Origin of the sequence: Gluconobacter sp. R75690 (genome assembly GCF_015244525.1) — a bacterium.
GTDB lineage: Bacteria > Pseudomonadota > Alphaproteobacteria > Acetobacterales > Acetobacteraceae > Gluconobacter > Gluconobacter potus.
The window spans coordinates 17,526-43,834 of sequence record NZ_JABCQB010000014.1 but is presented as its reverse complement, the minus strand read 5'-3'; the positions used below and the strand labels follow the sequence as shown (position 1 = coordinate 43,834).

Genomic DNA, 26,309 nt, shown 5'->3' with positions numbered 1-26,309 from the left:
AAGTCTCAAAATCACGCCGTGAGGTCAACGACGACATGCGCCTTCCTTTTCCCGTTTTCGTGCTTGGCATTGCCGGACTGATCCCCTTCATGACGCTTGGCGGGTGGATCTTTCTGGCCGGACTGTTCGCGCCGCTGCCACATCTGAAGATCATTCTGCTGGCGTACGGGGCCTGCATCCTGTCATTTCTGGGGGCCGTGCACTGGGGACTGGCCATGGAGCGGCCGGACATCATCACGGTTGGCGGGACATCGGAGCGGGACCGTCAGCGTCTCGTGCTGGGCGTCTGCCCTGCGCTGTGGGCATGGCTGTCGCTATGCGTGGGTATGCTGGGGCATGTCCGCGCCGGTTTCGGGCTGGAAATCATCGGCTTTGTCGGGACGTTCCTCGTGGAACGGGAAGCCTGGAGGAAAGGCGCTCTTCCCCCAGGCTATCTGCCGCTTCGCACAGGGCTGACGGCTATTGCGGTGCTGAGCCTGTTTCTGGCGGCTCTGGCGCCGTCGGGCACTTAGACCAGAAAGGACTTCGCGAGCGCGTCGAAGGCTTTCAGACGCATCAGCAGGCCGCGCATTTCACTAAGCGGCACCATGGTCGGCCCATCGCTCGGTGCGTGATCCGGATCCTGATGTGTTTCAATGAAAACAGCAGCTACGCCGATGGACAGGGCAGCGCGGGCCAGAGGCTCAACGAACTCGCGCTGACCGCCTGTTGAGGCCCCAAGACCACCCGGTTGCTGCACGGAATGGGTGGCGTCGAACACGACAGGATAACCCGTCTGCGCCATGATCGGCAGTCCACGCATGTCGCTCACAAGCGTGTTGTAACCGAAGCTCGTACCGCGGTCGCAGAGCATGATACGTTCATTGCCCGTGGATGCGATCTTCGCCGCGACATTTGCCATGTCCCACGGCGCGAGGAACTGGCCCTTCTTGATGTTGATGGCGCGACCGGTTTTGCCCGCCGCCAGCAACAGGTCCGTCTGGCGGCAAAGGAAGGCCGGGATCTGAAGAACATCCACGGCCTGGGCAGCAGGCGCGCACTGCTCGGCAGTATGTACATCCGTCAGGACGGGGACGCCGAATCGCTCCCGGATGCTGGCGAGAATATCCAGACCCGCATCCATACCTACGCCACGCGCAGCGTTGACCGAACTGCGGTTCGCCTTGTCGAAGCTGCTTTTGTAGATCAGGCCGATTCCCAGCTCACGGCACAGGCTGGAAATGGAGTCGGCCATTTCCGTTGCATGCTCGCGGGATTCGATCTGGCAGGGACCAGCGATCAGCGTGAAAGGCTGATCCTGGCCGACCGTGAGGTCTCCGATCCGGAAGCTCACTTGCCGTGAGCCTCCTTGACGGCCGCGGCGATAAAGCCTGCGAACAGCGGATGCGGGTCGAAAGGCTTGGAGAGCAGTTCCGGATGGTACTGCACGGCCACGAACCAGGCGTGATCCGGATATTCAATCACTTCCGGCAGCACTCCATCAGGCGACAGGCCAGAGAACCGCAGACCGGTCTTTTCAAGGCGGTCCTTGTAGTGCGCGTTGACCTCCCAGCGGTGACGATGGCGCTCGCGGATTTCCGTGCGGCCGTAGATTTCCGCCACGCGGGAGCCAGGAAGCAGCTTGGCCGGGTAGGCACCCAGACGCATCGTCCCACCCAGATCGCCACCTTCGCGACGGCGGAGCATTTCGCTGCCCCGAGCCCATTCGGTCATCAGGCCGACCAGAGGCTCATCCGTCGGGCCGAACTCGGTCGAGGATGCCTTGGGCAGACCCGCCAGCGAACGGGCACATTCGATCACGGCCATCTGCATACCGAAGCAGATACCCAGGAACGGGATATTGTGCTCACGGGCATAGCGGACAGCCTGGATCTTGCCTTCCGCACCGCGCTCACCGAAGCCGCCTGGTACGAGGATGGCGTCCGCATCTTTCAGGCGCTCGGCAATATTGCCGTTCTTTTCGAACTCTTCCGATTCGATCCAGTCGAGCTTCACCTTCACATGGTTGGCGATGCCACCATGCAGAAGGGCTTCGGCCAGCGACTTGTAGCTATCGAGCAGAGCTGTGTACTTGCCAACGATAGCCACGCGGACTTCACCTTCGGGTTCGCGAATCGCATGGACGATCTTTTCCCAGCGCGAGAGGTCCGGCTTGCTGTCGTATGGCAGATCGAAATAGCGCAGGACTTCCTGATCCATTCCCTCATTGTGATAGGAAATGGGGCAGGCATAGATCGTGTCCACATCCAGCGCCGCGATAACGGCTTCCGGACGGACATTGCAGAAATTGGCAATCTTGCGACGCTCGTTGTCCGGGATGGGACGGTCCGAGCGGCACAGCAGCATCTGCGGCTGGATACCGACATTCTGCAATTCCTTGACGGAATGCTGCGTCGGCTTCGTCTTGAGCTCGCCAGCTGCCGGGATATAGGGCAGGAGGGTCAGGTGCACGCACATGGTCTGGGCATGGCCGAGATCATTGCGCAGCTGACGGATGGCTTCGAGGAAGGGCAGGCTCTCGATGTCGCCAACCGTGCCGCCGATTTCCACGAGGACGAAATCATAGTCGTCGGTACCCGTGACCACGACGTCCTTGATGGCATCCGTGATGTGCGGGATGACCTGCACGGTCCCGCCCAGATAGTCGCCGCGGCGTTCGCGGGCGATCACATCCGAATAGATCCGTCCCGTCGTGGTGTTGTCAGCACGTGACGCATGGACGCCCGTGAAGCGTTCATAGTGACCGAGATCGAGGTCGGTTTCGGCCCCGTCATCGGTAATGAACACCTCACCGTGCTGGTACGGGCTCATGGTGCCCGGATCCACGTTGAGATAGGGGTCCAGTTTGCGCATGCGGACCTTGTATCCGCGCGCCTGGAGGAGAGCAGCGAGGGCCGCTGAAGCGATGCCCTTGCCGAGAGAAGATACCACACCGCCGGTGATGAATACGAAACGCGTCATGGGCGGTCTTCATACACTGCCGACATGGGGCAGGGGAAGCGAAGAGACGCGTCTGTTGAAAAGATCCCCGTTAAAAAGTTTGAACGGGGATTTTCAGCCCCGGTCAGTGAGCGGGTGCGGGAGCCGGAGCGGCAGGTGCAGCCGGGGTTGTGGTGGTGGTCGTCTGGGTGGCGGCAGGCGGTTCGGCCAGAATGTCATGCGAGCCGACGCCGGAAGAGGCGCCACGGTTCATGACGGCCAGCACCAGGCACAGCAGCATGAAGATGCCGGCGAGGACGGACGTGGCACGCGTCAGCAGCGTTGCCGTTCCACGGCCGCTCATGAAGGAGCCCATGCCCTGGCCGCTGCCGATGCCGAGGCCGCCGCCTTCGCTGCGCTGGATCAGGATCACCCCGATCAGCGCCAGTGTGACCAGCAGGTTGAGAGCAAGCAGAAGAGTGGTCATGAACGATAGGGTCCGGACAATGGTTGGGACGTCAGGCGGAAAGATGCCGCTTCAGCGATGCGCAGGAAGCTCTCTGCTTCCAGACTGGCACTGCCAACCAGCACCCCGCCAAGCGACCCGATGGAAAAAATGGTCGGCGCCTGAGCCGGTGTAACGGAGCCGCCATACAGGATCGGCACGCGAATGTCATCCGTCTTGAGACGAGACTGCAACAGTCCGTGCAGGAGAGAGAGGGTTCTCTCGAGCTCGTCGATGGGCGGAATCGTGCCGCTTCCGATGGCCCAGACGGGCTCGTAAGCCAGGATACCGGTAAAGCCGTCGGTCAACGATCCCTCGACCTGCGTGGCCAGAACGGTGGTCGTCCGCCCTTCGAGACGCTCCTGCATCGTCTCGCCGATACAGACGATGGGAATGAGGCCCGCAGCTTCGGCAGCTTCGACCTTCTGGCGAATTAGGACATCGGTTTCGCCATGGGCCTGACGGCGTTCGGAATGGCCGAGAATGACGTATCGGACGCCAAGGTCAGCCAGCATTTCAGCCGAGATGTCCCCGGTGTGGGGCCCCGAAGATGTCGTGTGACAGTCCTGCGCACCAAGACGCAGCGGCGTGGCCGGCCCTTCGGCATTGATGATGCCATGCACGCTGGCGAGCTGGGTGAAGGGTGGGCACAGGACGAGCCGCACATCATCAGGGAGGGACTGCGCGCCCTCGGCGACGGCACGGGCCAGACGGCCGGACTGCTCCCGCAATCCGTGCATCTTCCAGTTTCCAACGACAAGCCTGGGTGATGGGGGCACTCTTCCTCCTTGATGATGACGCCCTGAAGAATGGCGGCGTTACCGGTGTGTGCTCAGTATCTGCGACCGGCTGAATGCCGCAAGGTCGCACTCGTTCCGGTCTGCTTCTGGTCAAGCCGTTCTCACGACATTATGGTGCGGCAAGTCTAGCGGGCCTTTTGTGTCCGCACCATCCCGTCATCCGGATCTGCCCTGACCCTATGATTACCACGCTCCGCCACCTCTTTGTTGACTCCTGGGCCGGCCGTGCCGCCGCGCTGCTGATCTTTCTGGCCTTCATCGGCTGGGGCGTGGGAGATGTGTATTCCAACATGGGCACGGCAAGCTCCAACGAAGTCGTGCGCGTCGGCGATCGGAGCATCACGCCGGATGATTTCAGCCGCGCGCTCTCGGCGCAGCTTCCCGAAGTTGCCAGACGGATCGGGCTTGCCGACCCGTCCAAGCTCCCCAAGGGTGAGGTCGAGCAGATCGCACGGCAGACGCTTCAAAACCTTGTGATCCAGAACGAGACCCAGCTTGCCGCCGCCCGCGCGGGCATGATGGTTCCCGATGATCTAGTGCGGCAGGAAGTCTTTGCCATTCCGGCATTTCACAATGCCGCCGGACAGTTCGACCGGAGCGTCTTCAATGACCGTCTGACAAGGATCGGACTGTCCGAGGGCAAGCTGCTCCAGGCCATCCGCGAAGACATTGCTTCACGCGGGCTTCTGCAGGGCATGGGGCAGTCCGTTGTCGCGCCGTCTTCCCTGACGAACCGGATGCTGTCTTTTGATGCGAGCCAGCGCGTGTTCGATCTGGTTCAGATCCCGTTTGCAAGCGGTGTCGTTGCCGCCGCGCCGACGGATGACCAGCTTCACCGTTTTTATGACAACCACCCCCAGATGTTCCGCACGACAGAATACCGTCATGCGAAAATGGTCGTCATGACGCCGGACAGCGTGGCAAAGACGATCGAGGTTCCCGACGACGTCCTGCACCGTCTCTATGATTTTCAGGCTCGCACCTTCGACATGCCCGAGACGCGGACGATTCAGGTCCTGACCTTCACGGATCAGGCAAAGGCCGATGCGGCTGCAACGGCCTGGAAGAGCGGAACGTCCTGGGACGATATCCAGAAGAAATTCCCCGAAGCTGCTGCGGTGTCCCTGCCGTCCGTACGTCAGAGCGACATTCCGAACCCCGAACTCGCCAAGGCAGCATTCGCAGCACCGTCCGACCGCATCTCCGGACCGGAAAAGACCGGCATGGGCTGGGTCGTCTTCAACATCACGGCCATCACCGCGCCGCACAAAACGACCTTCGAACAGGCTAAGGACGGTCTGAAGACGCAGGTCCAGACCCAGGAAGCCGGGGAAGCGCTTCAGGCCCGACAGAAGCAGTTCCAGGATGCCGTTGCCGGATCTTCGACGCTGGAGCAGATCCCGAGCGATCTCGGGGCCGTTCCCGCATCCGGCACGCTGGATTCAAACGGCCTGACACAGGACGGTCTGCCTGCCCCCATCCCGGGCGACGCAGCCCTGCGCCAGGCGATCATCCACCAGATCTTCACCCAGTCCAAGAATGTCCAGCCGACCGTCATCAATGGCCCGAACGGCACGGCGTTCTCCCTGCTGGTCGATGAAGTGCACCCGGGCACGCTCAAGCCGTTCGACAGCGTGCGCGATCAGGTCGTGCAGGCCTGGACGGCGGATCAGAAACGCCATGCTGCGGATATGCGGGCGACCGCGCTGTTCAATGCCGCCAAGGCGGGAACGCTGCGCAAGGCTGTCGAGGGGCAAGCCGAAGCTTCGGCCCTGCGTCAGGACGTTGCCGTGTCGCGGGTTCATCCGGATCAGAGCCTTCCGCAGAATGTCCTGCGCGGTGTCTTCGGACTCAAGCCGGGAACGAGCGGCATGTTCGAATCCCCGGATGCGTTCTGGCTGGTCAACGTGACGGCGGACAAGCCGGCCTCGGCAGAGGACATGAAGAGCCTGGGCAACCAGCTTTCGGACGAATATCTGCAGTCCATGCGTTCCGACATCCCGGTGGCACTGAATGCGGCCATGGAAAAGGCGGTTCCGCCGTCGCACATCAACATGGCGCTCTATAATCAGGTCGTGACTGCGGCCGCGCCGGCAGCAGGAAACGGGGCGCAGTAATGGGTATTGTTTACAGCATCGAGGCCGCCGATCTTCTGACGCCTGTCTCGGCCTTTCTCCGTCTCTCGAAACTGTCGGACGATCCGTACCGGCTGCTGTTCGAAAGCGTCGAAGGCGGTGCGGCCCGCGGGCGTTATTCCGTAATCGCGCTTCTGCCGGATCTGGTCTGGAAATGCCGGGACGGGAAGGTGACGCTGGACGGAAAACCCGTCGACGGCGTGCCGCTCGATACCCTGAAGACCATCGTGGATGAGAGCCAGATGGAGCTTCCCGCCGAAATGCCGCCGATGATTGGCGGCGTGTTCGGCGTGCTGGGTTACGACATGGTGCGCCAGATGGAGCGCCTGCCAAACGCCCCGGTCAACGATCTGGGACTGCCGGAAGGAATCATGATCCGTCCGCGCCTGTTCGCCGTCTTCGATTCCGTGCGGGACGAACTCACGCTGGCCGTGCCGGTACGCGGCAAGACGACGGATGCGGAGGCGCATGCGCTTCTCGATCAGGCACGGGCCGCTCTGGCCGCCCCGCTGGGGGATGCGCGCGAGACGCTGCCGGCCGGCACGGAACTGGCACCACCGACATCGAACATGACGCAGCAGCAGTTCGAGGATCACATCCGCAAGGCGCAGGACTATATCGCCGCGGGCGATGCATTCCAGATCGTGCCGAGCCAGCGCTTCACGACACCATTCCCGCTGTCGCCGCTCTCGCTCTATCGCAGCCTGCGCCGCGTCAATCCGGCGCCGTTCCTGTTCGTGATGGAGCTTGAGGACTACGCTCTGGTCGGATCGTCTCCGGAAATCCTCGTGCGTCTGCGCAACGGCGAGGTCACGGTGCGTCCGCTGGCGGGCACACGCCCGCGCGGAGCGGACCGCGAAGAAGATCTGGCTCTGGAAAAAGAGCTTCTGGCCGACCGCAAGGAATTGGCCGAGCATCTGATGCTGATCGATCTGGGGCGCAACGATGTAGGGCGCGTCTCACAGCTCGGGACCGTCGAAGTTCCGGAGAAATTCGTCGTCGAGCGCTACAGCCATGTCATGCATATTTCCTCGACCGTGACCGGCCGCATCAAGGACGGCAAAACGGCGATGGATGCACTTGTTGCAGCTTTCCCGGCCGGGACCCTGACGGGCGCCCCCAAGATCCGCGCCATGGAAATCATTGACGAACTGGAACCGACGCGGCGCGGTCCCTATTCGGGCTGCGTCGGGTATTTCGGGGCGGACGGGGAAATGGACACCTGCATCGGGCTGCGCATGGCCGTTCTCAAGGGTGGAAACATGTATGTGCAGGCCGGCTGCGGTGTCGTGGCGGACAGCGATCCGAACGCCGAGTTCCGCGAGACGCAGGCAAAGGCCCGTGCGCTGTTCCGGGCGGCGGAAATCGCCGTAGCAACTGCCGCGAAAGCCTGACGGAGCCTCGAAGCGCGATGTATTTGACGAAAACAGACACGGGGGTCATTCTGTTGCCATGATCCTTCTCATCGACAATTACGACAGCTTCACATTCAACATCGTCCACCATCTGGGTGCGCTTGGGGTTGAGTGTGACGTGCGGCGCAATGACGCGCTGAGTGTTGACGAGGCCCTGGCGCTCAATCCGTCCGCGATCGTGATCTCGCCCGGCCCTGGTGCCCCGGCCGAGGCCGGGATCTGCTGTGATCTGATCCGTGCTGCCGCGGGGAAGGTGCCGGTATTCGGTGTGTGCCTTGGCCATCAGGCCATCGGGCAGGTCTTTGGGGCAGATGTCGTGCGCGCACCTGTGCCGATGCATGGCAAGATCAGCGCGGTACATCATGACGGAACGGGCGTCTTTGCCGGGCTGCCGGAGCCGGTGGATGTGGTGCGCTATCACAGCCTGACGCTGGCACCCGACAGCATTCCCGAAACGCTTGTGGTCAATGCCCGGACGGAAGACGGCGTCATCATGGGCGTGCGCCACCGTGACTATCCCGTGCATGGCGTCCAGTTCCATCCCGAAAGCATCGCATCTGTTGCAGGACGCGAGTTGCTGGCAAATTTCCTGAAAATTGCCGGTATTCCGGTCCTCACCTCACAGGCCGCATGACTGTGAGCGCGGATTTCACGTCCCTTCTGCACAAGGCTGCCCAGGGACGGCAACTCGACAGCCATGAGGCGGAAACGGCTTTTCACGCCATCATGGCCGGCGAGGTCGATCCCGTTCAGCTTGCCGCTTTCCTGACCGCGCTGAAACTCCGTGGCGAAACCTTTGCCGAACTGACCGGAGCCGTTCAGGCGGTCCGTCATCACATGACGGTTCTGCCGGATGTTCCAGCCGGCGCCATTGATGTTTGCGGAACAGGCGGAGACGGCCTGAAGACACTGAATGTCTCCACAGCCGTAGCCTTCGTGCTGGCGGGACTGGGCGTTCCCGTGGCCAAGCATGGCAACCGCGCACTCTCATCTGCCACGGGTGCCACGGATGTTCTCGAAGTCCTGGGCATTCCGCCGACCGATAATCTGGCGCTTCAGAGCCGTCGGCTGCGCGAAGACGGGCTGGTCTTTCTGGCCGCCCCCCAGCATCATCCTGCCATGCGGCACGCGGCTCCTGTCCGCAAGGCACTGGGTTTCCGCACGTTGTTCAATCTGCTCGGGCCGCTGTGTAACCCGGCTCAGGTCCGCCATCAGCTGATCGGCGTGTTTGACGGAAACTGGTGCGAGCCAGTGGCGCGGGCGCTTGGCGCACTGGGCAGTCTATCGGTCTGGGTCGTCCATGGCTCAACCGGAGAAGGGGGCAGCGACGAGCTTACGCTAGCTGGCCCCTCCCAGGTTTCGGCCTGGCAGGACGACGCCCTTTTTTCATTCGGGATCGAACCGGACATGGCCGGACTGGCTGCCGCACCGATTTCAGCCATCCGGGGCGGGGATGCACAGACCAATGCGGCCGCATTGCTTGCCCTGCTGGATGGCGCGGGTGGCGCCTACCGGGACACGGTTCTTCTCAACGCCGCTGCGGCCCTGCATGTGGCAGGGCGCGGCGATATCGTGAAGGCCGGAGCGATTGACGTTCCGGCTTTCCGTCGCAATGTAGGCATGGCGGCAGACTCCATTGACCGGGGTCTTGCCCGTGCCGCGCTCGAGGCTGCGCGCATGTCAGCTCATTCCATTGCCCCCAAAGACGCAGGACGATCATGACATTCATGTACCATCGACCGGCGATGACATATTCGCCTGAGGGAACGGAACAGTTCCCGGACCCGGAAATTCCGGAAACGACAACCCCGCCCATCAAGGATCCCGAAGCGGAAACCGCGGCCGACCGCAGTGACGTTCTGGCCCGGATCTGTGCCCGTACCCGCGTGGACATCGAGCAGCGCTCCCAGATTATGTCCCTCAAGGAGATCACGGCACGCGCCCGGGAAGTCACGGTCCCGACACGGGGCTTCGGTCAGGCGCTCCAGCATCTCACAGCCGATCGTCAGGTCGGACTGATTGCCGAGATCAAGAAGGCGTCTCCGTCTGCCGGTATCCTGCGTCCGGACTACAATCCGGTCGAGATCGCACAGGAATACCAGGCTGCCGGCGCCACCTGTCTTTCGGTTCTGACGGAAGGCTCGTGCTTTCATGGCAGCACGGACGATATCCGGGCCGTACGCGAAGCATGCAGCCTGCCCATCCTGCGCAAGGACTTCATTCTGGACCCCTGGCAGGTGCATGAGAGCCGCCTGATCGGGGCGGACTGCATCCTGCTGATCATGGCGATCCTGACGGAAACCCAGGCTGCCGAACTGATCGCGATTGCACGCGGGCTGGACATGGATGTCCTGCTGGAAGTCCATGACGAGGCCGAACTGAACCGGGCGCTAGCCTTGGATACGTTCCTGATCGGGATCAACAACCGTAACCTGCGGACACTGAAGACCGACATCCAGACGACGATCGACCTTGCGCCGCTGGTGCCGCCGGATCGTCTGGTCGTCTCCGAAAGCGGCATCCGGACGCAGGACGACATGATGAAGGTCGGGGCGGTCGGAGCGAGCGCGGTTCTGGTGGGCGAGAGCCTGCTGCGTGAGCCCGACCCCGGCGTGGCCGCACGCCGTCTGCTCGGTTTCGTATGATCCCAGGCCGCCCTTCGGGGCGGTCTGATCCGTTTTTCCACGGCACATCCAGCAGGCCGGGACGCCCGCGAAAGCGGGGGCGTGGTCTGGCTTTTGGCGGGTTCTGCCGCTAAGAGCATGCAGGATTTTGTGCATTTCCATCAGGAGACCGTCATGGACGAGACACCGTCCGCTTCAGGCCGGAGCAACGGTCCGGCCCTTTCGCCGGAGACCATGAAGCGCGCTTACAGGGACATGCTTCTTGTCCGGCGCTTTGAGGAAAAGGCTGGCCAGCTTTACGGTATGGGTCTGATCGGCGGCTTCTGCCATCTTTATATCGGGCAGGAAGCCGTTGTGGTCGGGATCGGCCTCAACATGAAGCAGGGCGACAAGTCCATCACGTCCTATCGTGACCATGGGCAGATGCTCGTCGCGGGCATGACGCCGCGTGGTGTCATGGCGGAACTGACGGGCCGCTCCGGTGGATATTCGCACGGCAAGGGCGGTTCCATGCACATGTTCTCCCGTGAAAAGGAGTTCTATGGCGGCCATGGCATCGTCGGCGCACAGGTGGCCCTCGGTACGGGTCTGGCCTTTGCGAACAAGTATCGCGGCACGGACGAGGTCTCGATCGTGTATTTCGGCGAGGGGGCGTCGGCACAGGGGCAGGTTTATGAGAGCTTCAATCTCGCCGCCCTGCACAAGCTGCCCTGCATCTATGTGATCGAGAACAACCGCTACGGCATGGGCACGTCCATCGAGCGCGCCTCGGCCTCCAAGGATCTTTCGCGCAATGGCGAGCCCTGGGGCATTGCCAGCCGCAAGGTGGACGGCATGGATATTTTTGCCGTGCATGAAGCCGCGCAGGAAGCCATGGAATATTGCCGCTCGGGCAAGGGACCGTTCCTGCTGGAAATGGAAACCTATCGCTATCGCGGGCACTCCATGTCCGATCCGGCGAAATATCGCCAGCGCGCGGAAGTGGAGGAGATGCGTCGCACGCGCGATCCGATCGAGACGCTGAAGGCCGAAATGCTGCGAAGCGGCATTGAGGAGAGTGTCTTCAAGGACATCGAGACGGACGTGAAGGCCATCGTGGCGGACGCGACCGAATTTGCGCAGACAAGCCCGGAGCCGGACGTGTCCGAACTCTGGACCGATATTCTGGTGGAGGCCTGATCCATGGCATCTCTGATTCTGATGCCGGCTCTCTCGCCGACCATGACCGAAGGTACGCTGGCCCGCTGGGTCAAGAAGGCCGGTGATACCGTTGCGACCGGTGACGTGATTGCCGAGATCGAGACCGACAAGGCGACGATGGAAGTCGAGGCCGTGGATGAGGGCGTGATCGGCAAGACGCTGGTGGACGAGGGCACGCAAAACATCGCGGTCAACACGCCGATCGCCGTGCTTCTGGCGGAAGGCGAGGATGCCTCTGCGGCCGATAATGTCGTGCGGTCTTCCGACCCGGCCGTCGGTGCGCCTGTCGCCATCGAGACACCGTCCGACCCAGCCATCACCGAAGCGCCGGAAGTGGCGCAGGCCGAGGATGATCGCGACTGGGGCGAAACCAGCGAGATCACCGTCCGTCAGGCGCTGCGTGATGCCATGGCGGCTGAACTGCGTCGTGATGAAGACGTATTCCTGATCGGCGAGGAAGTGGCGCAGTATCAGGGCGCGTACAAGATCAGCCAGGGTTTGCTGGAAGAATTCGGCGAAAAGCGCGTCATCGACACGCCGATCACCGAGCATGGCTTCACGGGTATGGCCGTTGGTGCGGCGCTGACGGGGCTGAAGCCGATCGTCGAGTTCATGACCATGAACTTCTCGCTTCAGGCCATTGATCATATTATTAATTCCGCCGCCAAGACGCTGTATATGTCCGGTGGTCAGATGGGCTGCCCCATCGTGTTCCGCGGCCCGAACGGTGCAGCGGCCCGCGTAGGTGCCCAGCATTCGCAGTGTTTCGCGAGCTGGTATGCGCATATTCCGGGCCTGAAGGTCGTGGCTCCCTGGTCGGCCGCTGATGCGAAGGGGCTGCTGCGCGCGGCCATCCGTGATCCGAACCCGGTCATCGTGCTGGAAAACGAGATCCTGTACGGTCAGAAATTCCCGTGCCCGGTGGATGAAGATTTCATTCTGCCGATCGGTCGCGCGAAGATCGAGCGGGAAGGTACGGATGTGACGCTGGTGGCATTCTCCATCATGGTCGGCGTGGCGCTGGAAGCCGCGGCGATTCTGGCGGATGAAGGCATCTCGGCCGAAGTCATCAACCTGCGTTCGATCCGTCCGCTGGACACTGAGACGATTGTGCGCAGTGTGAAGAAGACGAACCGGATCGTCTCCGTTGAGGAAGGCTGGCCGGTAGCGGGTATTGGTGCGGAAATCTGCACTGTGGCCGTCGAGCAGGCCTTTGACTGGCTCGATGCTCCGCCGGCACGTGTCTGCGGGCTCGACCTGCCGATGCCCTATGCGGCCAATCTCGAAAAACTGGCGCTTCCGAAACCTGAATGGGTTGTGGATGCCGTTCGCAAGCAGCTGCGGGACTGACAACGATGGCTACCGATATTCTGATGCCGGCGCTGTCGCCGACCATGACCGAGGGCAAACTGGCCCGCTGGCTCAAAGCTGAGGGCGATACCGTCTCCGCTGGCGACGTGATTGCCGAGATCGAAACCGACAAGGCGACCATGGAAGTGGAAGCCGTGGACGAGGGCATTCTTGGCCGCATCCTGATCCAGGAAGGCGTCGAGGGCATTCCCGTCAACACGCCGATCGCGGTTCTTGTGGAAGAGGGGGAGGCTGTGCCGGAAGTCTCTTCCACGCAGGCCCCAGCAGCCCCGAAAGCCGAGGCCGCTCCGGCCGTATCGACGGGAACAGCGCCTGCAAAAGCTGCGGCAGAAGAGAAGGGCGAACGGATTTTCGTCTCTCCGCTGGCGCGCCGCATGGCGCGGGAGCGGGGCATTGCCCTCGATGCGCTGACGGGAAGTGGCCCGAACGGCCGTATTCTCAAGCGCGATGTGGAAAAGGGTGTGACAGCTCCGAAGACTGCGCCGAAAGCAGCTCCATCAGCGACACCCGTTGCTGCTTCGGAAGAGACGGTGCGTCGCGTTCCGAACTCCACGATGCGCAAGGTCATTGCGCGGCGTCTGACGGAGTCCAAGACGCAGGTCCCGCATTTCTATGTCTCGGTCGATATCGAGCTGGATGCGCTGCTGGAACTGCGTTCGAAGCTGAATGCCACCGCGCAGGAAAACAGCTTCAAGATTTCCGTCAACGACATGATGATCAAGGCCGTTGCACTGGCGCTGAAGAAGGTGCCGGGTGTGAACGTGCAGTTCACGGATGCCGAGACGCTGCATTTCGAAAATGTGGACATCTCGATGGCCGTGTCGGTGCCGGATGGGCTGATCACGCCGATCATCCGCAACGCCGATCGCAAGTCCCTGCGCCAGATCAGCGTCGAAGCCAAGGATCTGGCCAAGCGCGCCCGTGCCGGAAAGCTCAAGCCCGAGGAATTCCAGGGCGGGACGTTCTCCATTTCCAACATGGGCATGTTCGGCGTGCGCGAGTTCGCGGCGATCATCAATCCGCCGCAGGCCGGTATCCTGGCGATTGCCTCGGGTGAGAAGCGTGCCGTGGTGCGTGGATCGGAAATTGCGGTTGCGACCGTGATGACGGCGACGCTTTCGGTCGATCACCGTGCTGTCGATGGCGCGCTTGGTGCCGAATGGCTTAATGCACTGCGCGATATCGTGCAGAACCCTTACACTCTGGTGGTCTGAACCATGTCCGATACGTTCGATCTGATTGTTGTTGGTGGCGGCCCCGGCGGCTATGTGGCGGCGCTGCGGGCCAGCCAGCTCGGCATGAGCGTGGCGCTCGTGGAAAGCACGCATTTCGGCGGCGTATGCCTCAACTGGGGCTGCATTCCGACCAAGGCGCTTCTGCGGTCTTCGGAAATCCACCATCTGCTACATGAACTGGGGACGTTCGGTCTTTCTGCCGACAACATCTCGTTCGACCTGTCCAAGATCGTGGGCCGCTCACGCAGCATTGCGCGGCGAATGGGTGGCGGCATTGCCCATCTGCTGAAGAAGGCCAAGGTCACGACCTTTGATGGTCGTGCAAAGCTGGCCGGCCGTTCGGGCGAGGCGCATCAGGTTGCCATCACCAAGGACGGGGCTACGGTTGCCACCATCAAGGCGCCGCATGTCATCCTTGCAACGGGTGCGCGTGGTCGTCAGCTTCCTGGTCTGGAAACGGACGGCACCCTGATCTGGGGAGCGCGCGAGGCCATGACGCCGCAGGAACTGCCGAAGCGGCTCCTCGTCATCGGCTCCGGCGCCATCGGCATCGAGTTCGCATCGTTTTACCGGAACATGGGCAGTGAGGTCACGATTGCCGAGGTGGCGGACCGGATCCTGATTGCCGAAGATCCGGAAATCAGCGCCGCTGCCCGCAAGGCTTTCGAAAAGCAGGGAATGAAGATCATCACCAGCGCGAAAGTCGGCCCGCTGAACAAGAGTGAGAACGAAGTCTCCACGACGATCGAGAGCCCGACGGGCAAGGTCGATCTGACGGTGGATCGCGTTATCTGTGCGGTCGGCATTGTCGGCAATGTCGAGGATCTGGGGCTTGAGGGCACCAAGGTGCAGGTCGAGCGAACCCATATCGTCACGGACGGCTTCTGCCGCACCGGTGAGCCGGGTATCTATGCGATCGGTGATGTCGCGGGGGCTCCGTGGCTGGCCCACAAGGCGAGCCATGAAGGCATCCTCTGCGTCGAGAAGATCGCAGGCCGTTCGCCGCAGCCGCTTCATCCGCTGAATATTCCGGGCTGCACCTATTCACGTCCGCAGATCGCCTCTGTCGGGCTTAGCGAAGAGAAGGCCATCGCTGCCGGCCACAAGGTCAAGGTCGGGCGCTTCCCGTTCATTGCCAACGGCAAGGCCGTCGCGATGGGTGAGACGGACGGCATGGTCAAGACCGTGTTCGATGCCACAAGCGGCGAGCTTCTTGGCGCCCACATGATCGGCGCGGAAGTCACGGAAATGATCCAGGGCTACGTCATCACCCGCACAGGCGAACTGACGGAAGCGGAGCTGGTCGAGACGGTCTTCCCGCATCCGACCATTTCTGAGACCATGCATGAGGCAACTCTGGCGGCCTTCGACGGCCCGCTGCATATCTGAGCACCATGTCCCAGCGCATCACCATCGATCACCGTTCGGCGCCTGCCCTCCGCCATCCGGAGAAGGCGCATCGGCCTGACAACCCGATCCAGCGCAAGCCGTCCTGGATCCGGGTCAAGGCGCCGAACCATCCCGTGTATCACGAGACCCGCGCGCTCATGCGGGATGCCGGGCTGGTGACGGTCTGCGAGGAAGCGGCATGCCCCAATATCGGGGAATGCTGGTCGCAGCGTCACGCCACGATGATGATCATGGGCGAGATCTGCACCCGGGCCTGCGCATTCTGCAATGTTACGACCGGACTGCCGAAGCATCTTGATGAGGACGAGCCACGGCGGGTCGGGGAAGCAGTGGCGAAGCTTGGGCTCAAGCATGTCGTCATCACTTCGGTGGACCGTGACGATCTGGAAGACGGGGGGGCGATGCACTTCGCGCGGGTCATTCATGCGATCCGCGAGACCTCTCCACAGACCACGATCGAGATTCTGACGCCTGATTTCCTGCGCAAGGATGGCGCGCTGGAGGTCGTAGTGGCGGCTCGGCCGGACGTTTTCAATCACAATATCGAGACCGTACCCCGGCTTTACCCCACCATCAGACCGGGAGCGCGTTACTATCAGTCCGTCCGTCTCCTGGACGGAGTAAAGAAACTCGATCCTTCCATTTTTACCAAGTCCGGCCTGATGCTTGGGCTTGGCGAGGAGCGGATGGAAGTAGCCCAGGTTATGGATGATTTCCGGATTGCGGACGTCGATTTCCTGACGCTTGGACAGTATCTCCAGCCGTCCGCGAAACATGCGGCGGTGGAAAAGTTTGTTACCCCCGACGAGTTTGACGGCTATGCTGCTGCTGCCCGTTCAAAAGGATTTCTTCAGGTCAGTGCCAGTCCGCTGACCCGGTCCTCCTACCATGCGGACAGTGATTTCGCGAAGCTTCAGGCTGCGCGGAACAGCCGTCTGAAAGAAAGTCTCTGATGCCGACACATGCCGAGCAACGGTTGATCGCCTACACGCCGGACCAGCTTTTCGATCTTGTGGCAGATGTGGAGAAATATCCGCAGTTCCTTCCCTGGTGTGTGAAGGCCAGCATCCGGACCCAGACGGAACAGGAGCTTGTGGCGGATCTGACGATCGGGTTCGGCCCGTTCCGCGAGACCTTCACCAGCCGTGTGACGCTGGAGCGGCCTTCGCGTATCCGGGTGCGCTACGAGAAGGGGCCTTTCCGTTACCTGAACAATGTCTGGACGTTCACGCCGGATCCGCGTGGCTGTCTGGTCGATTTCTTCGTCGATTTCGAGTTCCGTTCGCGCCTTCTGCAAAATGCGATGGGCGTCGTGTTCAATGAGGGGGTGCGCCTGATGGTCTCCGCCTTCATCAAGCGGGCACGGGACATTTACGGCACTCAGGCGACGAAAGCGGTCCCGCCGGCACCGGGCCTTTCCCAAAGGACATAAAATTTCGTAGTATTTCCAGAACCATTCGGTACGTGGGCCGTTACAGGTTTCAAGCACCGTCATGGTGACATGAAAAGGATCACGAAATGAAAAAGATTTCCTTTGGCGCATTTGCCCTGACCGCTCTGGTCGCCGCAGCTTCGCCTGCAATGGCCGAGCATCATCATCACGGCAAGCACCACGACAAGACTGCACAAACGCAGAAGGCCGACAGCGAGTCCGCCACGGATGCCCTGAACGCCCGCTCTCTTCAGCAGGCCCAGACGCCGGTTGCACCGACGGCCCCGACCGCCGCAGTGCCGCCGGTAGCACCGACTGCCATTCCGACGGCGCCGAGCCTTCAGGCTCCGGCAGCAGCCTCCACGCTTCCGGCGCCGACGCAGGGCAACTGAGTTTCTGAACGGACCTCCGGTTTCAGGCAAAGGCGGCTTCCGTTCATTCGGGAGCCGCTTTTTTGTGTCAGGCGTTCAGAACCATCTGCAGGGCATGGTGTACGGACTGGGCGCGGATGGCAGCACGATCTCCCGTGAAATGGCACTGCACGCTTGTGGTTGATCCGGTTCGGGCGGCCAGCCCGAAGCAGACGGTTCCGACCGGCTTGAGTGTGCTGCCACCACCTGGTCCGGCGATCCCCGTCACAGAGATGGCAAGGTCCGCATCCTTGGTATTCAGAAGACCGCCTCTGGCCATGGCTTCGGCGGTCTGGGTGCTAACGGCGCCGTATTGAGCCAGAATGGCCTCGGGAACACTGACAGCACTCATTTTCAGGGCGTTGGAATACGTAACGAAGCCGCCTTCCAGCACGTCTGACGATCCGGGAATATCGCTGAGCGCGGCAGCAATCAGACCGCCCGTACAGCTTTCCACCGTGACCAGCCTCCAACCGGTCCTGCGAAGATGCTCAAGCACGTGCTCGGAAAGTGTGCGGAGTGCGTTATCCGGCATGGAGGTTCCTGACACGATAGATCATCATGCTGGCCTCAATGTTTTCGATATAGAGGCGTGTCTCGCGATAGGGCAGGCGTTCGATCCAGTCCAGCACGCCGTCTTCGGAGAGCGGGTCGGAAGGGGGATCTGCCTTCAGCCAGAGATCGACCCGGTGCGGGCCAGCATTATAGGCCGCCAGAGCATAGGGAATCACATTCCCGAAACGCTCCAGAAGCTGTGAGACATAGGCGTTGCCGATGCGGAGATTCGTCTGGGGATCGGTCAGAGCTGCGGGTGAGACATTAACGGAGCCCAGATGCCCCTTGCGCACCACGTCCTTTGCCGCGGCGGGAAGAAGCTGCAACAGGCCGATCGCATGAGCGCCACTGATGGCGTCGGGATCGAAGCCGCTCTCCTGCCGGATAATGGCGGGCAGCAGCCCGTCGGGGACAGTCGAGGCTGACGGATAGGGATCGGGGAAGCCCTGCGGGTAAAGAGCAATCCCCTTACGCGCCAGGGCATAGGACGCGAAGACTTCCGGTGCGGCCAGGCCCAGCCGGGACGCAGCGTCCGCGACGGCTTTCTGCCCCTCGGGCGAAGGATTGACCACGCCCAGCATCATGAGGAACTCCCGTGCGTGATCGGGATCACCCGCCTGCACGAGATCCATTGCGGCTTCAAGCAGGTCCGTACGGCTGAGGGTTCCGGCAGTCGGGGTGGGGAGGGTCTGGAGCGCCTGAAGCAGGGCACCGTCAAAAGCCTCTGACGATTTTCCGGATACCAGAATATTTTCGTCCCGGGTCAGGGCCGCGAGCGCGAGCTGACCCGGAAAGGTCGTGGGATAGGACGCGGCCTTGCGGAAGGCCGCTTCGGCATCCTGCTGCCGGTCTGCGACCTGTAGGGCGCGACCTGTCCAGTAATAGCCACGGGCCTGCATCTGGAGTGAAGTGGCGTCCTGAAGGGACCTGAAGAATTTTTCCGCGCGGGCAGGGGCCTGAAGCTCTCTCAGGGCGATGATACCGCTAAGCAGGGCGGCTTCCTGACAATCCGTCGTATCAGGCGCCATGGTGGTGTCGTCTGCGAGATCTGCGGCCTCTTTCGGACGACCAGCCAGCAGGAGGGCGCGGGCGAGACTGATGCGCTCGGATGACCAGTCATGCGAGGGACTGGCCTGCTGGAGCGCGGCCCCCTGCGCGTTCCATAGCGAGAGCGCCTCGTCCAGCCTGTCCCCACGGCGCAGCGCTCTGAGACGATAGCGGATCAGGGTAGGATCGGATTGCACGCCAGCAGGGAGCGAAGCGAACAGGGAATCGGCGTCAGGCGAGGCCAGACGCTCGGCCAGCCGGGCACCTGCCAAGGGTTGCTGGTCCGGAGCGAGACGCTCGATCTGGCGCGACGCGGCGGAAAACTGGCCCCGCAGTTCCAAGGCCTCGTAACGGGCCCACTGATCGGCAGGCGTGAAGCTCTGGCCGAAACGCTGGAACAGCGTCTGTTCTTCGCTGACAGTCAGGGCATTGCCTGACAGCCAGAGGCGACGTGCCGTTGAGGCCGCGTCAGGAAGATGAGGGGCGCATGCCTCGAACGCCGCCGGAAGCGTGAGGGGATAGCGCGGGCAAAGGGCGTTCAGGATCTGCGGATCGTTGGTCTGGGACAGCGCGTTCTGATAGCGCCAGAGGATCCGGACCCGCTGCGGCCACTGGGGCGTCTGTGCTAGGAAATCAGCGTAGCGCTGTGCCGAAAAAGTGGTTCCGCCCGGTCCGACGAGAATGAGCCATTCCGCCAGCCGCTCCCGAACGGGAGGAGACGGTGGCGCGGCGAGGGCCGATGACGCGGCGAATAGCGTCATAAGCCCCATAAGGAGTGTTCGGCTATTTCGGAAGAACATGCGTCCAGACCTCTCCGCCACCCCGGATGACGAGTTCGATTGCGACACCCAGCACCACCAGCAGACCGATCCATGCGATCCAGCGGTAACGGGCCAGAAGATTGGCGACGACCGATGCGGCAAGCCCCATCAGCAGGACCGAGAGCACAAGCCCCGATACAAGAATCCATGGATGCCCGACGGCGGCACCAGCCACCGCCAGAACGTTATCGAGACTCATGGACAGATCGGCCACCACAATCCTCAGGACGGCAGGGCCAAGACGGGGCGGGGCAGCTTCGACGTCCTCGTGATGTTCGCCGCCACGAAGCTCACGATACATCTTCCAGCAGACCCACAGAAGCAGAAAGCCACCCGCCAGCGTCAGGCCGACCACCGCGAGGAGCGTTGTCGCCAGCAGGGCCAGACCGACACGCAGGATGGCCGCAAAACCCGTTCCGAACAGGATGGCCAGACGGCGCTGCCGGCCTTCAAGGTTGCGAACGGCCATTCCGATCACGACGGCATTGTCACCGGCGAGGGTGATGTCGATCAGGGTGATCTGGCCGAGGGCGATGAGGGCGTGAAGCAGAGAGTCAGGGGCCAAGGTGTCATTCTTCCGAAAAGGGGTCCGTGCAATATCTTCGTATTTGGTCTAAGGAGCCTCCGTAAAGCCCCACCTCGCATCCGGAGTTCCCATGGTACCCCGTTACAGCCGTCCGCAGATGACTGCCATCTGGTCTCCCGCCAACCGTTTTCGTATCTGGTTCGAGATCGAAGCCCTTGCCTGCGAAGCCATGGCGAAACGGGGTGACATTCCCGCCGAATCAGCAAAGACCATCCGCGAGAAGGGTGACGCTGCCATGGCCGTGTTCTCCGACGCGGATCTGGCCCGCATCGACGAGATCGAGGCCGAAACGCGCCATGACGTCATCGCGTTCCTGACCTGGCTTGCGGAAAAGGTCGGCCCCGACAGCCGTTTCGTCCATTTGGGCATGACGTCTTCGGACGTGCTGGACACCTGCCTGTCCGTCCAGATGACGCAGGCCGCCGATCTGCTGCTGGAAGATCTGGACCGCGTTCTCGCCGCCCTGAAGGCCCGTGCCTACGAGCACCGCAACACGGTCACGATCGGCCGCAGTCACGCGATCCATGCCGAGCCGACCAGCTTTGGCCTGAAGATCGCCGGCCACTACGCCGAATTCGCCCGCAACCGCGCCCGCCTGATCCAGGCACGCAAGGAAATCGCAGTCTGCGCCATCTCCGGCGCTGTCGGGACCTATGCCCATATCGACCCGGAGATCGAGGAATATGTGGCCGACAAGCTGGGTCTGGCTGTCGAGAGCGTGTCTACGCAGGTTATCCCGCGTGACCGTCATGCTGCGTTCTTCTGCACGCTCGGCGTGATTGCCAGCGGCATCGAGCGTCTGGCCGTCGAGGTCCGTCATCTGCAGCGTTCGGAAGTCCGGGAAGCGGAAGAATTCTTCCACAAGGGACAGAAGGGCAGCTCGGCAATGCCGCACAAGCGCAACCCTGTCCTGTCGGAGAACCTGACGGGTCTGGCGCGCCTGATCCGCTCGCATGTCATCCCGGCGCTGGAAAACGTCGCACTGTGGCATGAGCGGGACATCAGCCACTCCGCCGTCGAGCGCAACATCTGCCCCGATGCGACGATCGGTCTGGATTTCGCGCTGATCCGTCTGGCCGGGATGATGGAAAAGCTGGTCGTCTACCCCGAGCAGATGATCGCGAACATGGAGAGCCTCGGTGGCGTCGTCCATTCCGGCGAAGTGCTGCTGACGCTGGCCCGTGCGGGCATTTCGCGCGAGGACGCCTATCGCATCGTGCAGCGTAACGCCATGGAAACATGGACGAAGCTGGGCAAGCCGGGCTTCAAAACCTTCCGCGAAAACCTTGAGGCCGATCCGGAAGTCTCCGGTCGTGTCAGCAAGGAGATTCTCGATCAGGCGTTCGATCCGGCGCAGCATCTGCGCGCCGTGGACCGTATCTTCGCCCGTATCTTTGACTGAGAGGCCTGCGGGGCGTGGATTTCCTGCGCCCCGCACACTCGCAGTTCCGGTTCCGCAATGCTATGGAACCACAATTCGTCGCTGCTCCAGCCGTCCGCATTTCCTGTCAGGACGGCGCAACGCTAAGGATTGCTCATGGCTCGCCGCCGCCAGCTCTATGAGGGCAAAGCCAAGGTTCTTTTTGAAGGCCCAGAACCCGGCACACTCGTTCAGTACTTCAAGGATGACGCCACCGCCGGAAACGGCGCGAAGAGCGGCATCATTACCGGGAAGGGCGTGCTGAACAACCGTATCAGCGAATACCTGATGCTCAAGCTGCACGAGATCAACATCCCGACCCACTTCATCCGCCGGCTGAACATGCGTGAGCAGCTCATCCGGGAAGTGGAGATCATTCCGCTTGAAGTCGTGGTGCGTAACGTGGCGGCGGGCTCCCTGTCCAAGCGGCTCGGCATCCCCGAGGGGACGCGCCTCCCGCGCACGATCATCGAGTACTATTACAAGAACGATGCGCTCGGCGATCCGATGGTCTCCGAAGAGCACATCGCCGCCTTCAACTGGGCCGCACCGCAGGACATGGACGACATGAACCAGCTGGCGCTTCGGACGAACGATTTCCTGATGGGCATGTTCACGGCCGTCGGCATCACACTTGTCGATTTCAAGCTGGAATTCGGGCGGATCTGGGAAGGCGAGGAGATGCGCATTCTTCTGGCGGACGAGATTTCGCCGGATAACTGTCGTCTGTGGGATTCCAAGACGAACGAGAAAATGGACAAGGATCGCTTCCGCCGTGACATGGGTCGCGTCGAGGAAGCATATCAGGAAGTGGCAAAGCGTCTCGGGATCCTGCCCGAGTCCGGGAATGGTGACCTCAAGGGTCCGGAGGCAGTTCAGTGAAAATCCGTGTTTTTGTTTCCCTGAAAGACGGCGTTCTCGATCCGCAGGGCAAGGCCGTGGGCCATGCTCTCGAAACCCTCGGTTTCAAGGGCCTGGGCGAAGTCCGCATCAACCGCGTCGTCGAGCTTGAAGTTCCGGCCGACAATGCTGCCGATGCTCTGGCGGAGGGCGAAGCCATGGCCCGCGCCCTGCTGGCCAATGAAGTCATTGAAGATTTCAGCGTTGAGGTGGCAGGATGACCCGTCTTTCCACGATGCTCCTGCTGGCCGGCCTCGTGGCCGCGCCTGCTCTCGTCGCAGCCCCCGCCCACGCGCAGCGCGTATCCAAGGTTTCGGGCAAGGCTCTGGGCCAGATGTGCTCCAGCAAGTCGTCCATCGGCATGTGCGACGCCTATCTGTCCGGCCTAATGGACGGCGAGGCCTGGGCCAAGAAGTACGACAGCTTTGCGCATGATGAGTCCGCCCCGGTGGCATTCTGCGTTCCGGCCCAGCAGACCGCACCGCAGGTGCGTGGTCTGGTCGTCGCCTGGCTGCATGCGCATAACGATGCGCTGACGGAGCCGGCAGGCAAGGCCGTCTATCGCGCCCTGCATGACACCTATCCGTGCCATGCATCCGCTCCCGCGGAGGGCCAGAAATGAAGGCAGGTATCGTCGTATTTCCCGGCACGAACCGGGAGCGCGACATGGTCCATGCCCTGAAGCTGGTTACGGGGCAGACGCCGCGTCTGATCTGGCACGGGGAGACTTCGCTGGGGGATCTGGACCTCGTGGTGCTGCCGGGGGGATTCAGCTTTGGGGACTATCTGCGCAGTGGTGCCATGGCCGCCCATTCGCCGATCATGCGCGACGTCAAGGCGTTCGCAGGCAAGGGCGGTCATGTGCTGGGCGTCTGCAACGGCTTCCAGATTCTGACGGAATCCCATCTGCTGCCGGGTGCGCTGCTGCGTAATGCGGGTCTGCGCTTCCTGTCGCAGGACTGCCACCTCAAGGTCGAGAACGCGTCTTCGCCCTATACGCAGGGCTGGACGCGCGGCGATGTATTCCGTGCGCCGCTCGCGCATGGTGACGGCAACTACACGGCCTCGCCCGAGACGCTGAAGCGCCTTGAAGGCGAGGGCCGCGTGGCGTTCCGCTATTGCGGTGCGGACGGCGCGGTTTCGGACGATGACCGGACGACCAACCCCAACGGGAGCACGCGCTCCATCGCCGGTATCCTGAGCGAAAACGGCCGTGTCTGTGGCCTGATGCCGCACCCGGAGAACCTGACTGACCCCGAAATCGGCGCAACCGACGGCGTGCCGCTTTTCAAAGGCCTTGTGGAGGCTCTTGTCGGATGAGTGTGACGATTGATGCCCAGCTTGCCCAGTCTTTCGGACTGACCGGCGAGGAATACGACAAGCTTGTCACGATCATGGGACGGACGCCGAGCTTCACGGAGCTCGGGATTTTCTCCGTCATGTGGTCCGAGCACTGCTCCTACAAATCATCCCGCATCCATCTCAAGACGCTGCCAACCAAGGCCCCGTGGGTCATCCATGGTCCGGGCGAAAACGCAGGTGTTGTGGATATCGGCGAGGGTCTGGCCGCCGTCTTCAAGATGGAGAGCCACAACCATCCGTCCTTTATCGAGCCCTATCAGGGTGCTGCGACAGGCGTTGGCGGCATTCTGCGTGACGTGTTCACGATGGGCGCGCGCCCGGTTGCGAACCTCAACGCTCTGCGTTTCGGCGATCCGAAACATGCGGGAACGCGTCGCATTGTCGATGGCGTCGTCCGTGGCGTTGGCGGTTATGGCAACTGCGTCGGTGTTCCGACCGTGGGTGGTGAGGTCAACTTCCACAAGGCGTATGACGGCAATCCGCTCGTGAATGCCATGACGGTGGGTGTGGCCAAGCAGGACAAGATCTTCCTGTCCGCTGCGGCTGGTGTGGGCAATCCGGTCGTGTATGTCGGCTCCAAGACGGGGCGTGACGGCATTCACGGCGCGACCATGTCTTCCGCGGAATTCGACGAGGAAGCGGCGTCCAAGCGTCCGACGGTTCAGGTTGGCGATCCGTTCATCGAGAAGCTGCTGATCGAGGCCTGCCTTGAACTGATGGCAACGGATGCGATCGTGGCCATTCAGGATATGGGCGCTGCGGGTCTGACATCCTCTGCCGTTGAAATGGCAGGCAAGGGCGGCGTGGGCATCGAGCTCAATCTCGATGCCGTACCGCAGCGCGAGCCGAACATGTCGGCGTATGAGATGATGCTGTCTGAGAGCCAGGAGCGCATGCTCATGGTCCTCAAGCCCGAGCGGACCGAAGTTGCCCGTGCGATCTTCGCAAAGTGGGAGCTGGACTTCGCCGTCATCGGTGAACTGACCGATACGGGCCGCATCACGATCCGCCACAAGGGCGAAGTCGAGGCTGACATTCCGCTAGCCCCGCTGGCAGATGAGGCTCCGGTCTACAACCGTCCGACTGTGCCTCTGACGGCACCGGCACGGATCGAGACACCGGCTGACCCGGAAGGGATCGAGAAGGCGCTTCTGACGCTGATCGGTTGCCCGGATCTGGCGTCCCGCGCCTGGGTCTGGAACCAGTATGACGGCTCGGTTGGTGGCAACACGGCGCGTCGTCCAGGTGCGGCCGATGCGGCTGTTGTGCGCGTTGAAGGCACGCGTCTGGGTCTTGCCCTGACGACGGACTGCACACCGCGCTACTGTCAGGCTGATCCGAAGACAGGCGGTGCGCAGGCTGTTGCCGAGGCATGGCGCAACATCACGGCAACGGGCGCAACTCCGCTGGCCGTGACGGACAACCTGAACTTCGGCAATCCGGAACGTCCGGAAATCATGGCGCAGTTTGCCGATGCCATCAAAGGTATGGGCGATGCCTGCCGTGCGCTCGACTTCCCGGTCGTGAGCGGCAACGTCTCGCTGTATAACGAAACGCGTTCTCCGTCCGGCGAGGCTCAGGCGATCCTGCCGACGCCGGCGATCGGTGCGCTTGGCGTGCTGGCGGATGCATCGAAGTCCATCGGGCTTTCGATGCCGGATGCCCATGATCTGGTGCTGGTTGGCACTATTCGCGGCGAACTCGGGCAGTCCCTGTGGCTGCGCGAGATCTGCCAGCGTGAAGATGGCGCACCGCCGATGGTCGATCTTGCGGTCGAGCGTCGTAATGGTGATTTCGTGCGCAGCCAGATTGCTGCGGGCGCAGTTACGGCCTGTCATGACATCGCCGATGGCGGCCTGCTGGTGACAGTCGCGGAAATGGTCATGGCGAGCGGCGTTGGCTGCACGCTTGAAGCCGCGCCGACGGATGTTGCGGCACATGCATTCTGGTTCGGTGAGGACCAAAGCTGCTACGTCATTGCAACTTCCGACGGTGCAGCCCTTGTCGCGGCGGCGGAGAAGGCCAACGCTCCGGCAATGCGCCTGGGACGTTCGGGTGGCTCCGATCTGGAGCTTCCGGGCACTGTCCGCGTCAGTGCCGAGCGTCTCCGGGAGATCAATGCAGCATTCTTCCCGCGGTTCATGGGTGAAGGGGCCTGATTT

26 protein-coding genes are annotated in these 26,309 nt (G+C 62.2%); 19 read left to right on the top strand and 7 right to left on the bottom strand.

Annotated features, from left to right (window positions below; translation table 11 throughout):
- Positions 1 to 35 precede the first annotated feature (35 nt).
- The gene (locus tag HKD27_RS14300; protein ID WP_228518548.1) at positions 36 to 512 is read left to right on the top strand and encodes a DUF3429 domain-containing protein; all 477 of its coding nucleotides are present in this window, start codon (positions 36 to 38) and stop codon (positions 510 to 512) included.
- On the opposite strand, the gene kdsA is transcribed toward HKD27_RS14300, so the two are convergent.
- The 4 genes from kdsA to tpiA all read right to left on the bottom strand — a co-directional run bounded on the left by kdsA (position 509) and on the right by tpiA (position 4,203).
- On the bottom strand, positions 509 to 1,333 hold the full coding sequence (gene kdsA / locus HKD27_RS14295) for a 3-deoxy-8-phosphooctulonate synthase (RefSeq protein ID WP_194689908.1): 825 nt from the start codon (positions 1,331 to 1,333) through the stop codon (positions 509 to 511). The two genes, HKD27_RS14300 and kdsA, sit on opposite strands and share 4 nt — an antisense overlap.
- Positions 1,330 to 2,961 (bottom strand): CTP synthase, encoded by a 1,632-nt coding sequence (locus HKD27_RS14290; protein ID WP_194689907.1) that lies wholly within the window; start codon positions 2,959 to 2,961, stop codon positions 1,330 to 1,332. Before HKD27_RS14290 ends, kdsA begins: the two co-directional genes overlap by 4 nt.
- 103 nt (positions 2,962 to 3,064) lie before the next feature.
- On the bottom strand, positions 3,065 to 3,406 hold the full coding sequence (gene secG / locus HKD27_RS14285) for a preprotein translocase subunit SecG (RefSeq protein WP_011253786.1): 342 nt from the start codon (positions 3,404 to 3,406) through the stop codon (positions 3,065 to 3,067).
- Complete coding sequence (tpiA, locus tag HKD27_RS14280; RefSeq protein ID WP_081107392.1) at positions 3,403 to 4,203, bottom strand: triose-phosphate isomerase; 801 nt, start codon at positions 4,201 to 4,203, stop codon at positions 3,403 to 3,405. Before tpiA ends, secG begins: the two co-directional genes overlap by 4 nt.
- 200 nt (positions 4,204 to 4,403) lie before the next feature.
- Here tpiA and HKD27_RS14275 point away from each other — a divergent pair, with 200 nt between their 5' ends.
- From HKD27_RS14275 to HKD27_RS14220, 12 genes are all read left to right on the top strand, one after another.
- On the top strand, positions 4,404 to 6,341 hold the full coding sequence (locus tag HKD27_RS14275) for a peptidyl-prolyl cis-trans isomerase (RefSeq protein ID WP_194689906.1): 1,938 nt from the start codon (positions 4,404 to 4,406) through the stop codon (positions 6,339 to 6,341).
- Positions 6,341 to 7,753: an anthranilate synthase component I gene (gene trpE, locus HKD27_RS14270; protein ID WP_194689905.1), complete on the top strand. Its 1,413-nt coding sequence runs from the start codon at positions 6,341 to 6,343 to the stop codon at positions 7,751 to 7,753. The genes HKD27_RS14275 and trpE overlap by 1 nt, the downstream gene beginning before the upstream one ends.
- 58 nt (positions 7,754 to 7,811) lie before the next feature.
- Positions 7,812 to 8,408: an aminodeoxychorismate/anthranilate synthase component II gene (locus HKD27_RS14265; RefSeq protein WP_194689904.1), complete on the top strand. Its 597-nt coding sequence runs from the start codon at positions 7,812 to 7,814 to the stop codon at positions 8,406 to 8,408.
- Entirely contained in the window at positions 8,405 to 9,496 is a 1,092-nt protein-coding gene (gene trpD, locus HKD27_RS14260; protein ID WP_194689903.1) for an anthranilate phosphoribosyltransferase, read from the top strand. Before HKD27_RS14265 ends, trpD begins: the two co-directional genes overlap by 4 nt.
- Complete coding sequence (gene trpC / locus HKD27_RS14255; protein ID WP_011253791.1) at positions 9,493 to 10,419, top strand: indole-3-glycerol phosphate synthase TrpC; 927 nt, start codon at positions 9,493 to 9,495, stop codon at positions 10,417 to 10,419. Before trpD ends, trpC begins: the two co-directional genes overlap by 4 nt.
- A 153-nt stretch (positions 10,420 to 10,572) precedes the next feature.
- Positions 10,573 to 11,577 (top strand): pyruvate dehydrogenase (acetyl-transferring) E1 component subunit alpha, encoded by a 1,005-nt coding sequence (pdhA, locus tag HKD27_RS14250; RefSeq protein WP_011253792.1) that lies wholly within the window; start codon positions 10,573 to 10,575, stop codon positions 11,575 to 11,577.
- Positions 11,578 to 11,580: 3 nt separating this feature from the next.
- Complete coding sequence (locus HKD27_RS14245; protein ID WP_194689902.1) at positions 11,581 to 12,948, top strand: pyruvate dehydrogenase complex E1 component subunit beta; 1,368 nt, start codon at positions 11,581 to 11,583, stop codon at positions 12,946 to 12,948.
- A 5-nt stretch (positions 12,949 to 12,953) separates the two neighbouring features.
- Complete coding sequence (locus tag HKD27_RS14240) at positions 12,954 to 14,183, top strand: pyruvate dehydrogenase complex dihydrolipoamide acetyltransferase (RefSeq protein ID WP_194689901.1); 1,230 nt, start codon at positions 12,954 to 12,956, stop codon at positions 14,181 to 14,183.
- Positions 14,184 to 14,186: 3 nt separating this feature from the next.
- On the top strand, positions 14,187 to 15,593 hold the full coding sequence (lpdA, locus tag HKD27_RS14235; RefSeq protein ID WP_194265215.1) for a dihydrolipoyl dehydrogenase: 1,407 nt from the start codon (positions 14,187 to 14,189) through the stop codon (positions 15,591 to 15,593).
- A gap of 5 nt (positions 15,594 to 15,598) precedes the next feature.
- Positions 15,599 to 16,567 (top strand): lipoyl synthase, encoded by a 969-nt coding sequence (lipA, locus tag HKD27_RS14230; RefSeq protein ID WP_041112447.1) that lies wholly within the window; start codon positions 15,599 to 15,601, stop codon positions 16,565 to 16,567.
- Positions 16,567 to 17,046, top strand: coding sequence for a type II toxin-antitoxin system RatA family toxin (locus HKD27_RS14225; protein ID WP_062458993.1), 480 nt, complete (start codon positions 16,567 to 16,569; stop codon positions 17,044 to 17,046). Before lipA ends, HKD27_RS14225 begins: the two co-directional genes overlap by 1 nt.
- 86 nt (positions 17,047 to 17,132) lie before the next feature.
- On the top strand, positions 17,133 to 17,438 hold the full coding sequence (locus HKD27_RS14220; protein WP_194689900.1) for a hypothetical protein: 306 nt from the start codon (positions 17,133 to 17,135) through the stop codon (positions 17,436 to 17,438).
- Between the two features lie 67 nt (positions 17,439 to 17,505).
- Here the strand turns inward: HKD27_RS14220 and HKD27_RS14215 are convergent, their stop codons facing one another.
- Genes HKD27_RS14215 through HKD27_RS14205 form a run of 3 tightly spaced genes read right to left on the bottom strand, consistent with a single transcriptional unit; the run spans position 17,506 to position 20,444 of the window.
- Positions 17,506 to 17,991, bottom strand: coding sequence for a CinA family protein (locus HKD27_RS14215; RefSeq protein ID WP_194689899.1), 486 nt, complete (start codon positions 17,989 to 17,991; stop codon positions 17,506 to 17,508).
- The gene (locus HKD27_RS14210) at positions 17,981 to 19,858 is read right to left on the bottom strand and encodes a transglycosylase SLT domain-containing protein (protein ID WP_194689898.1); all 1,878 of its coding nucleotides are present in this window, start codon (positions 19,856 to 19,858) and stop codon (positions 17,981 to 17,983) included. The genes HKD27_RS14215 and HKD27_RS14210 overlap by 11 nt, the downstream gene beginning before the upstream one ends.
- Positions 19,842 to 20,444, bottom strand: coding sequence for a YjbE family putative metal transport protein (locus tag HKD27_RS14205; RefSeq protein ID WP_024716901.1), 603 nt, complete (start codon positions 20,442 to 20,444; stop codon positions 19,842 to 19,844). Before HKD27_RS14205 ends, HKD27_RS14210 begins: the two co-directional genes overlap by 17 nt.
- A gap of 91 nt (positions 20,445 to 20,535) precedes the next feature.
- Between HKD27_RS14205 and purB the strand changes: the two genes are divergently transcribed.
- From purB to purL, 6 genes are all read left to right on the top strand, one after another.
- On the top strand, positions 20,536 to 21,867 hold the full coding sequence (gene purB / locus HKD27_RS14200; protein WP_194689897.1) for an adenylosuccinate lyase: 1,332 nt from the start codon (positions 20,536 to 20,538) through the stop codon (positions 21,865 to 21,867).
- Positions 21,868 to 22,002: 135 nt separating this feature from the next.
- Positions 22,003 to 22,767, top strand: a complete 765-nt coding sequence (gene purC / locus HKD27_RS14195) for a phosphoribosylaminoimidazolesuccinocarboxamide synthase (RefSeq protein ID WP_011253803.1) — start codon at positions 22,003 to 22,005, stop codon at positions 22,765 to 22,767.
- Entirely contained in the window at positions 22,764 to 23,006 is a 243-nt protein-coding gene (gene purS, locus HKD27_RS14190) for a phosphoribosylformylglycinamidine synthase subunit PurS (RefSeq protein WP_194265222.1), read from the top strand. Before purC ends, purS begins: the two co-directional genes overlap by 4 nt.
- Positions 23,003 to 23,407, top strand: a complete 405-nt coding sequence (locus HKD27_RS14185; protein WP_194689896.1) for a Rap1a/Tai family immunity protein — start codon at positions 23,003 to 23,005, stop codon at positions 23,405 to 23,407. The genes purS and HKD27_RS14185 overlap by 4 nt, the downstream gene beginning before the upstream one ends.
- Positions 23,404 to 24,105 (top strand): phosphoribosylformylglycinamidine synthase subunit PurQ, encoded by a 702-nt coding sequence (gene purQ / locus HKD27_RS14180; RefSeq protein ID WP_062459009.1) that lies wholly within the window; start codon positions 23,404 to 23,406, stop codon positions 24,103 to 24,105. The genes HKD27_RS14185 and purQ overlap by 4 nt, the downstream gene beginning before the upstream one ends.
- On the top strand, positions 24,102 to 26,306 hold the full coding sequence (gene purL, locus HKD27_RS14175; RefSeq protein WP_194689895.1) for a phosphoribosylformylglycinamidine synthase subunit PurL: 2,205 nt from the start codon (positions 24,102 to 24,104) through the stop codon (positions 26,304 to 26,306). Before purQ ends, purL begins: the two co-directional genes overlap by 4 nt.
- Positions 26,307 to 26,309: the final 3 nt, after the last annotated feature.

Bases quoted from the DNA above. Each gene is read 5' to 3' on its own strand.
- HKD27_RS14300 (WP_228518548.1), top strand. From the start codon at position 36: ATGCGCCTTCCTTTTCCCGTTTTCGTGCTTGGCATTGCCGGACTGATC.
- HKD27_RS14290 (WP_194689907.1), bottom strand. From the start codon at position 2,961: ATGACGCGTTTCGTATTCATCACCGGCGGTGTGGTATCTTCTCTCGGC.
- secG (WP_011253786.1), bottom strand. From the start codon at position 3,406: ATGACCACTCTTCTGCTTGCTCTCAACCTGCTGGTCACACTGGCGCTG.
- HKD27_RS14275 (WP_194689906.1), top strand. From the start codon at position 4,404: ATGATTACCACGCTCCGCCACCTCTTTGTTGACTCCTGGGCCGGCCGT.
- trpE (WP_194689905.1), top strand. From the start codon at position 6,341: ATGGGTATTGTTTACAGCATCGAGGCCGCCGATCTTCTGACGCCTGTC.
- HKD27_RS14265 (WP_194689904.1), top strand. From the start codon at position 7,812: ATGATCCTTCTCATCGACAATTACGACAGCTTCACATTCAACATCGTC.
- trpD (WP_194689903.1), top strand. From the start codon at position 8,405: ATGACTGTGAGCGCGGATTTCACGTCCCTTCTGCACAAGGCTGCCCAG.
- trpC (WP_011253791.1), top strand. From the start codon at position 9,493: ATGACATTCATGTACCATCGACCGGCGATGACATATTCGCCTGAGGGA.
- pdhA (WP_011253792.1), top strand. From the start codon at position 10,573: ATGGACGAGACACCGTCCGCTTCAGGCCGGAGCAACGGTCCGGCCCTT.
- HKD27_RS14245 (WP_194689902.1), top strand. From the start codon at position 11,581: ATGGCATCTCTGATTCTGATGCCGGCTCTCTCGCCGACCATGACCGAA.
- HKD27_RS14240 (WP_194689901.1), top strand. From the start codon at position 12,954: ATGGCTACCGATATTCTGATGCCGGCGCTGTCGCCGACCATGACCGAG.
- lpdA (WP_194265215.1), top strand. From the start codon at position 14,187: ATGTCCGATACGTTCGATCTGATTGTTGTTGGTGGCGGCCCCGGCGGC.
- lipA (WP_041112447.1), top strand. From the start codon at position 15,599: ATGTCCCAGCGCATCACCATCGATCACCGTTCGGCGCCTGCCCTCCGC.
- HKD27_RS14225 (WP_062458993.1), top strand. From the start codon at position 16,567: ATGCCGACACATGCCGAGCAACGGTTGATCGCCTACACGCCGGACCAG.
- HKD27_RS14220 (WP_194689900.1), top strand. From the start codon at position 17,133: ATGAAAAAGATTTCCTTTGGCGCATTTGCCCTGACCGCTCTGGTCGCC.
- HKD27_RS14215 (WP_194689899.1), bottom strand. From the start codon at position 17,991: ATGCCGGATAACGCACTCCGCACACTTTCCGAGCACGTGCTTGAGCAT.
- HKD27_RS14210 (WP_194689898.1), bottom strand. From the start codon at position 19,858: ATGTTCTTCCGAAATAGCCGAACACTCCTTATGGGGCTTATGACGCTA.
- purB (WP_194689897.1), top strand. From the start codon at position 20,536: ATGGTACCCCGTTACAGCCGTCCGCAGATGACTGCCATCTGGTCTCCC.
- purC (WP_011253803.1), top strand. From the start codon at position 22,003: ATGGCTCGCCGCCGCCAGCTCTATGAGGGCAAAGCCAAGGTTCTTTTT.
- HKD27_RS14185 (WP_194689896.1), top strand. From the start codon at position 23,003: ATGACCCGTCTTTCCACGATGCTCCTGCTGGCCGGCCTCGTGGCCGCG.
- purQ (WP_062459009.1), top strand. From the start codon at position 23,404: ATGAAGGCAGGTATCGTCGTATTTCCCGGCACGAACCGGGAGCGCGAC.
- purL (WP_194689895.1), top strand. From the start codon at position 24,102: ATGAGTGTGACGATTGATGCCCAGCTTGCCCAGTCTTTCGGACTGACC.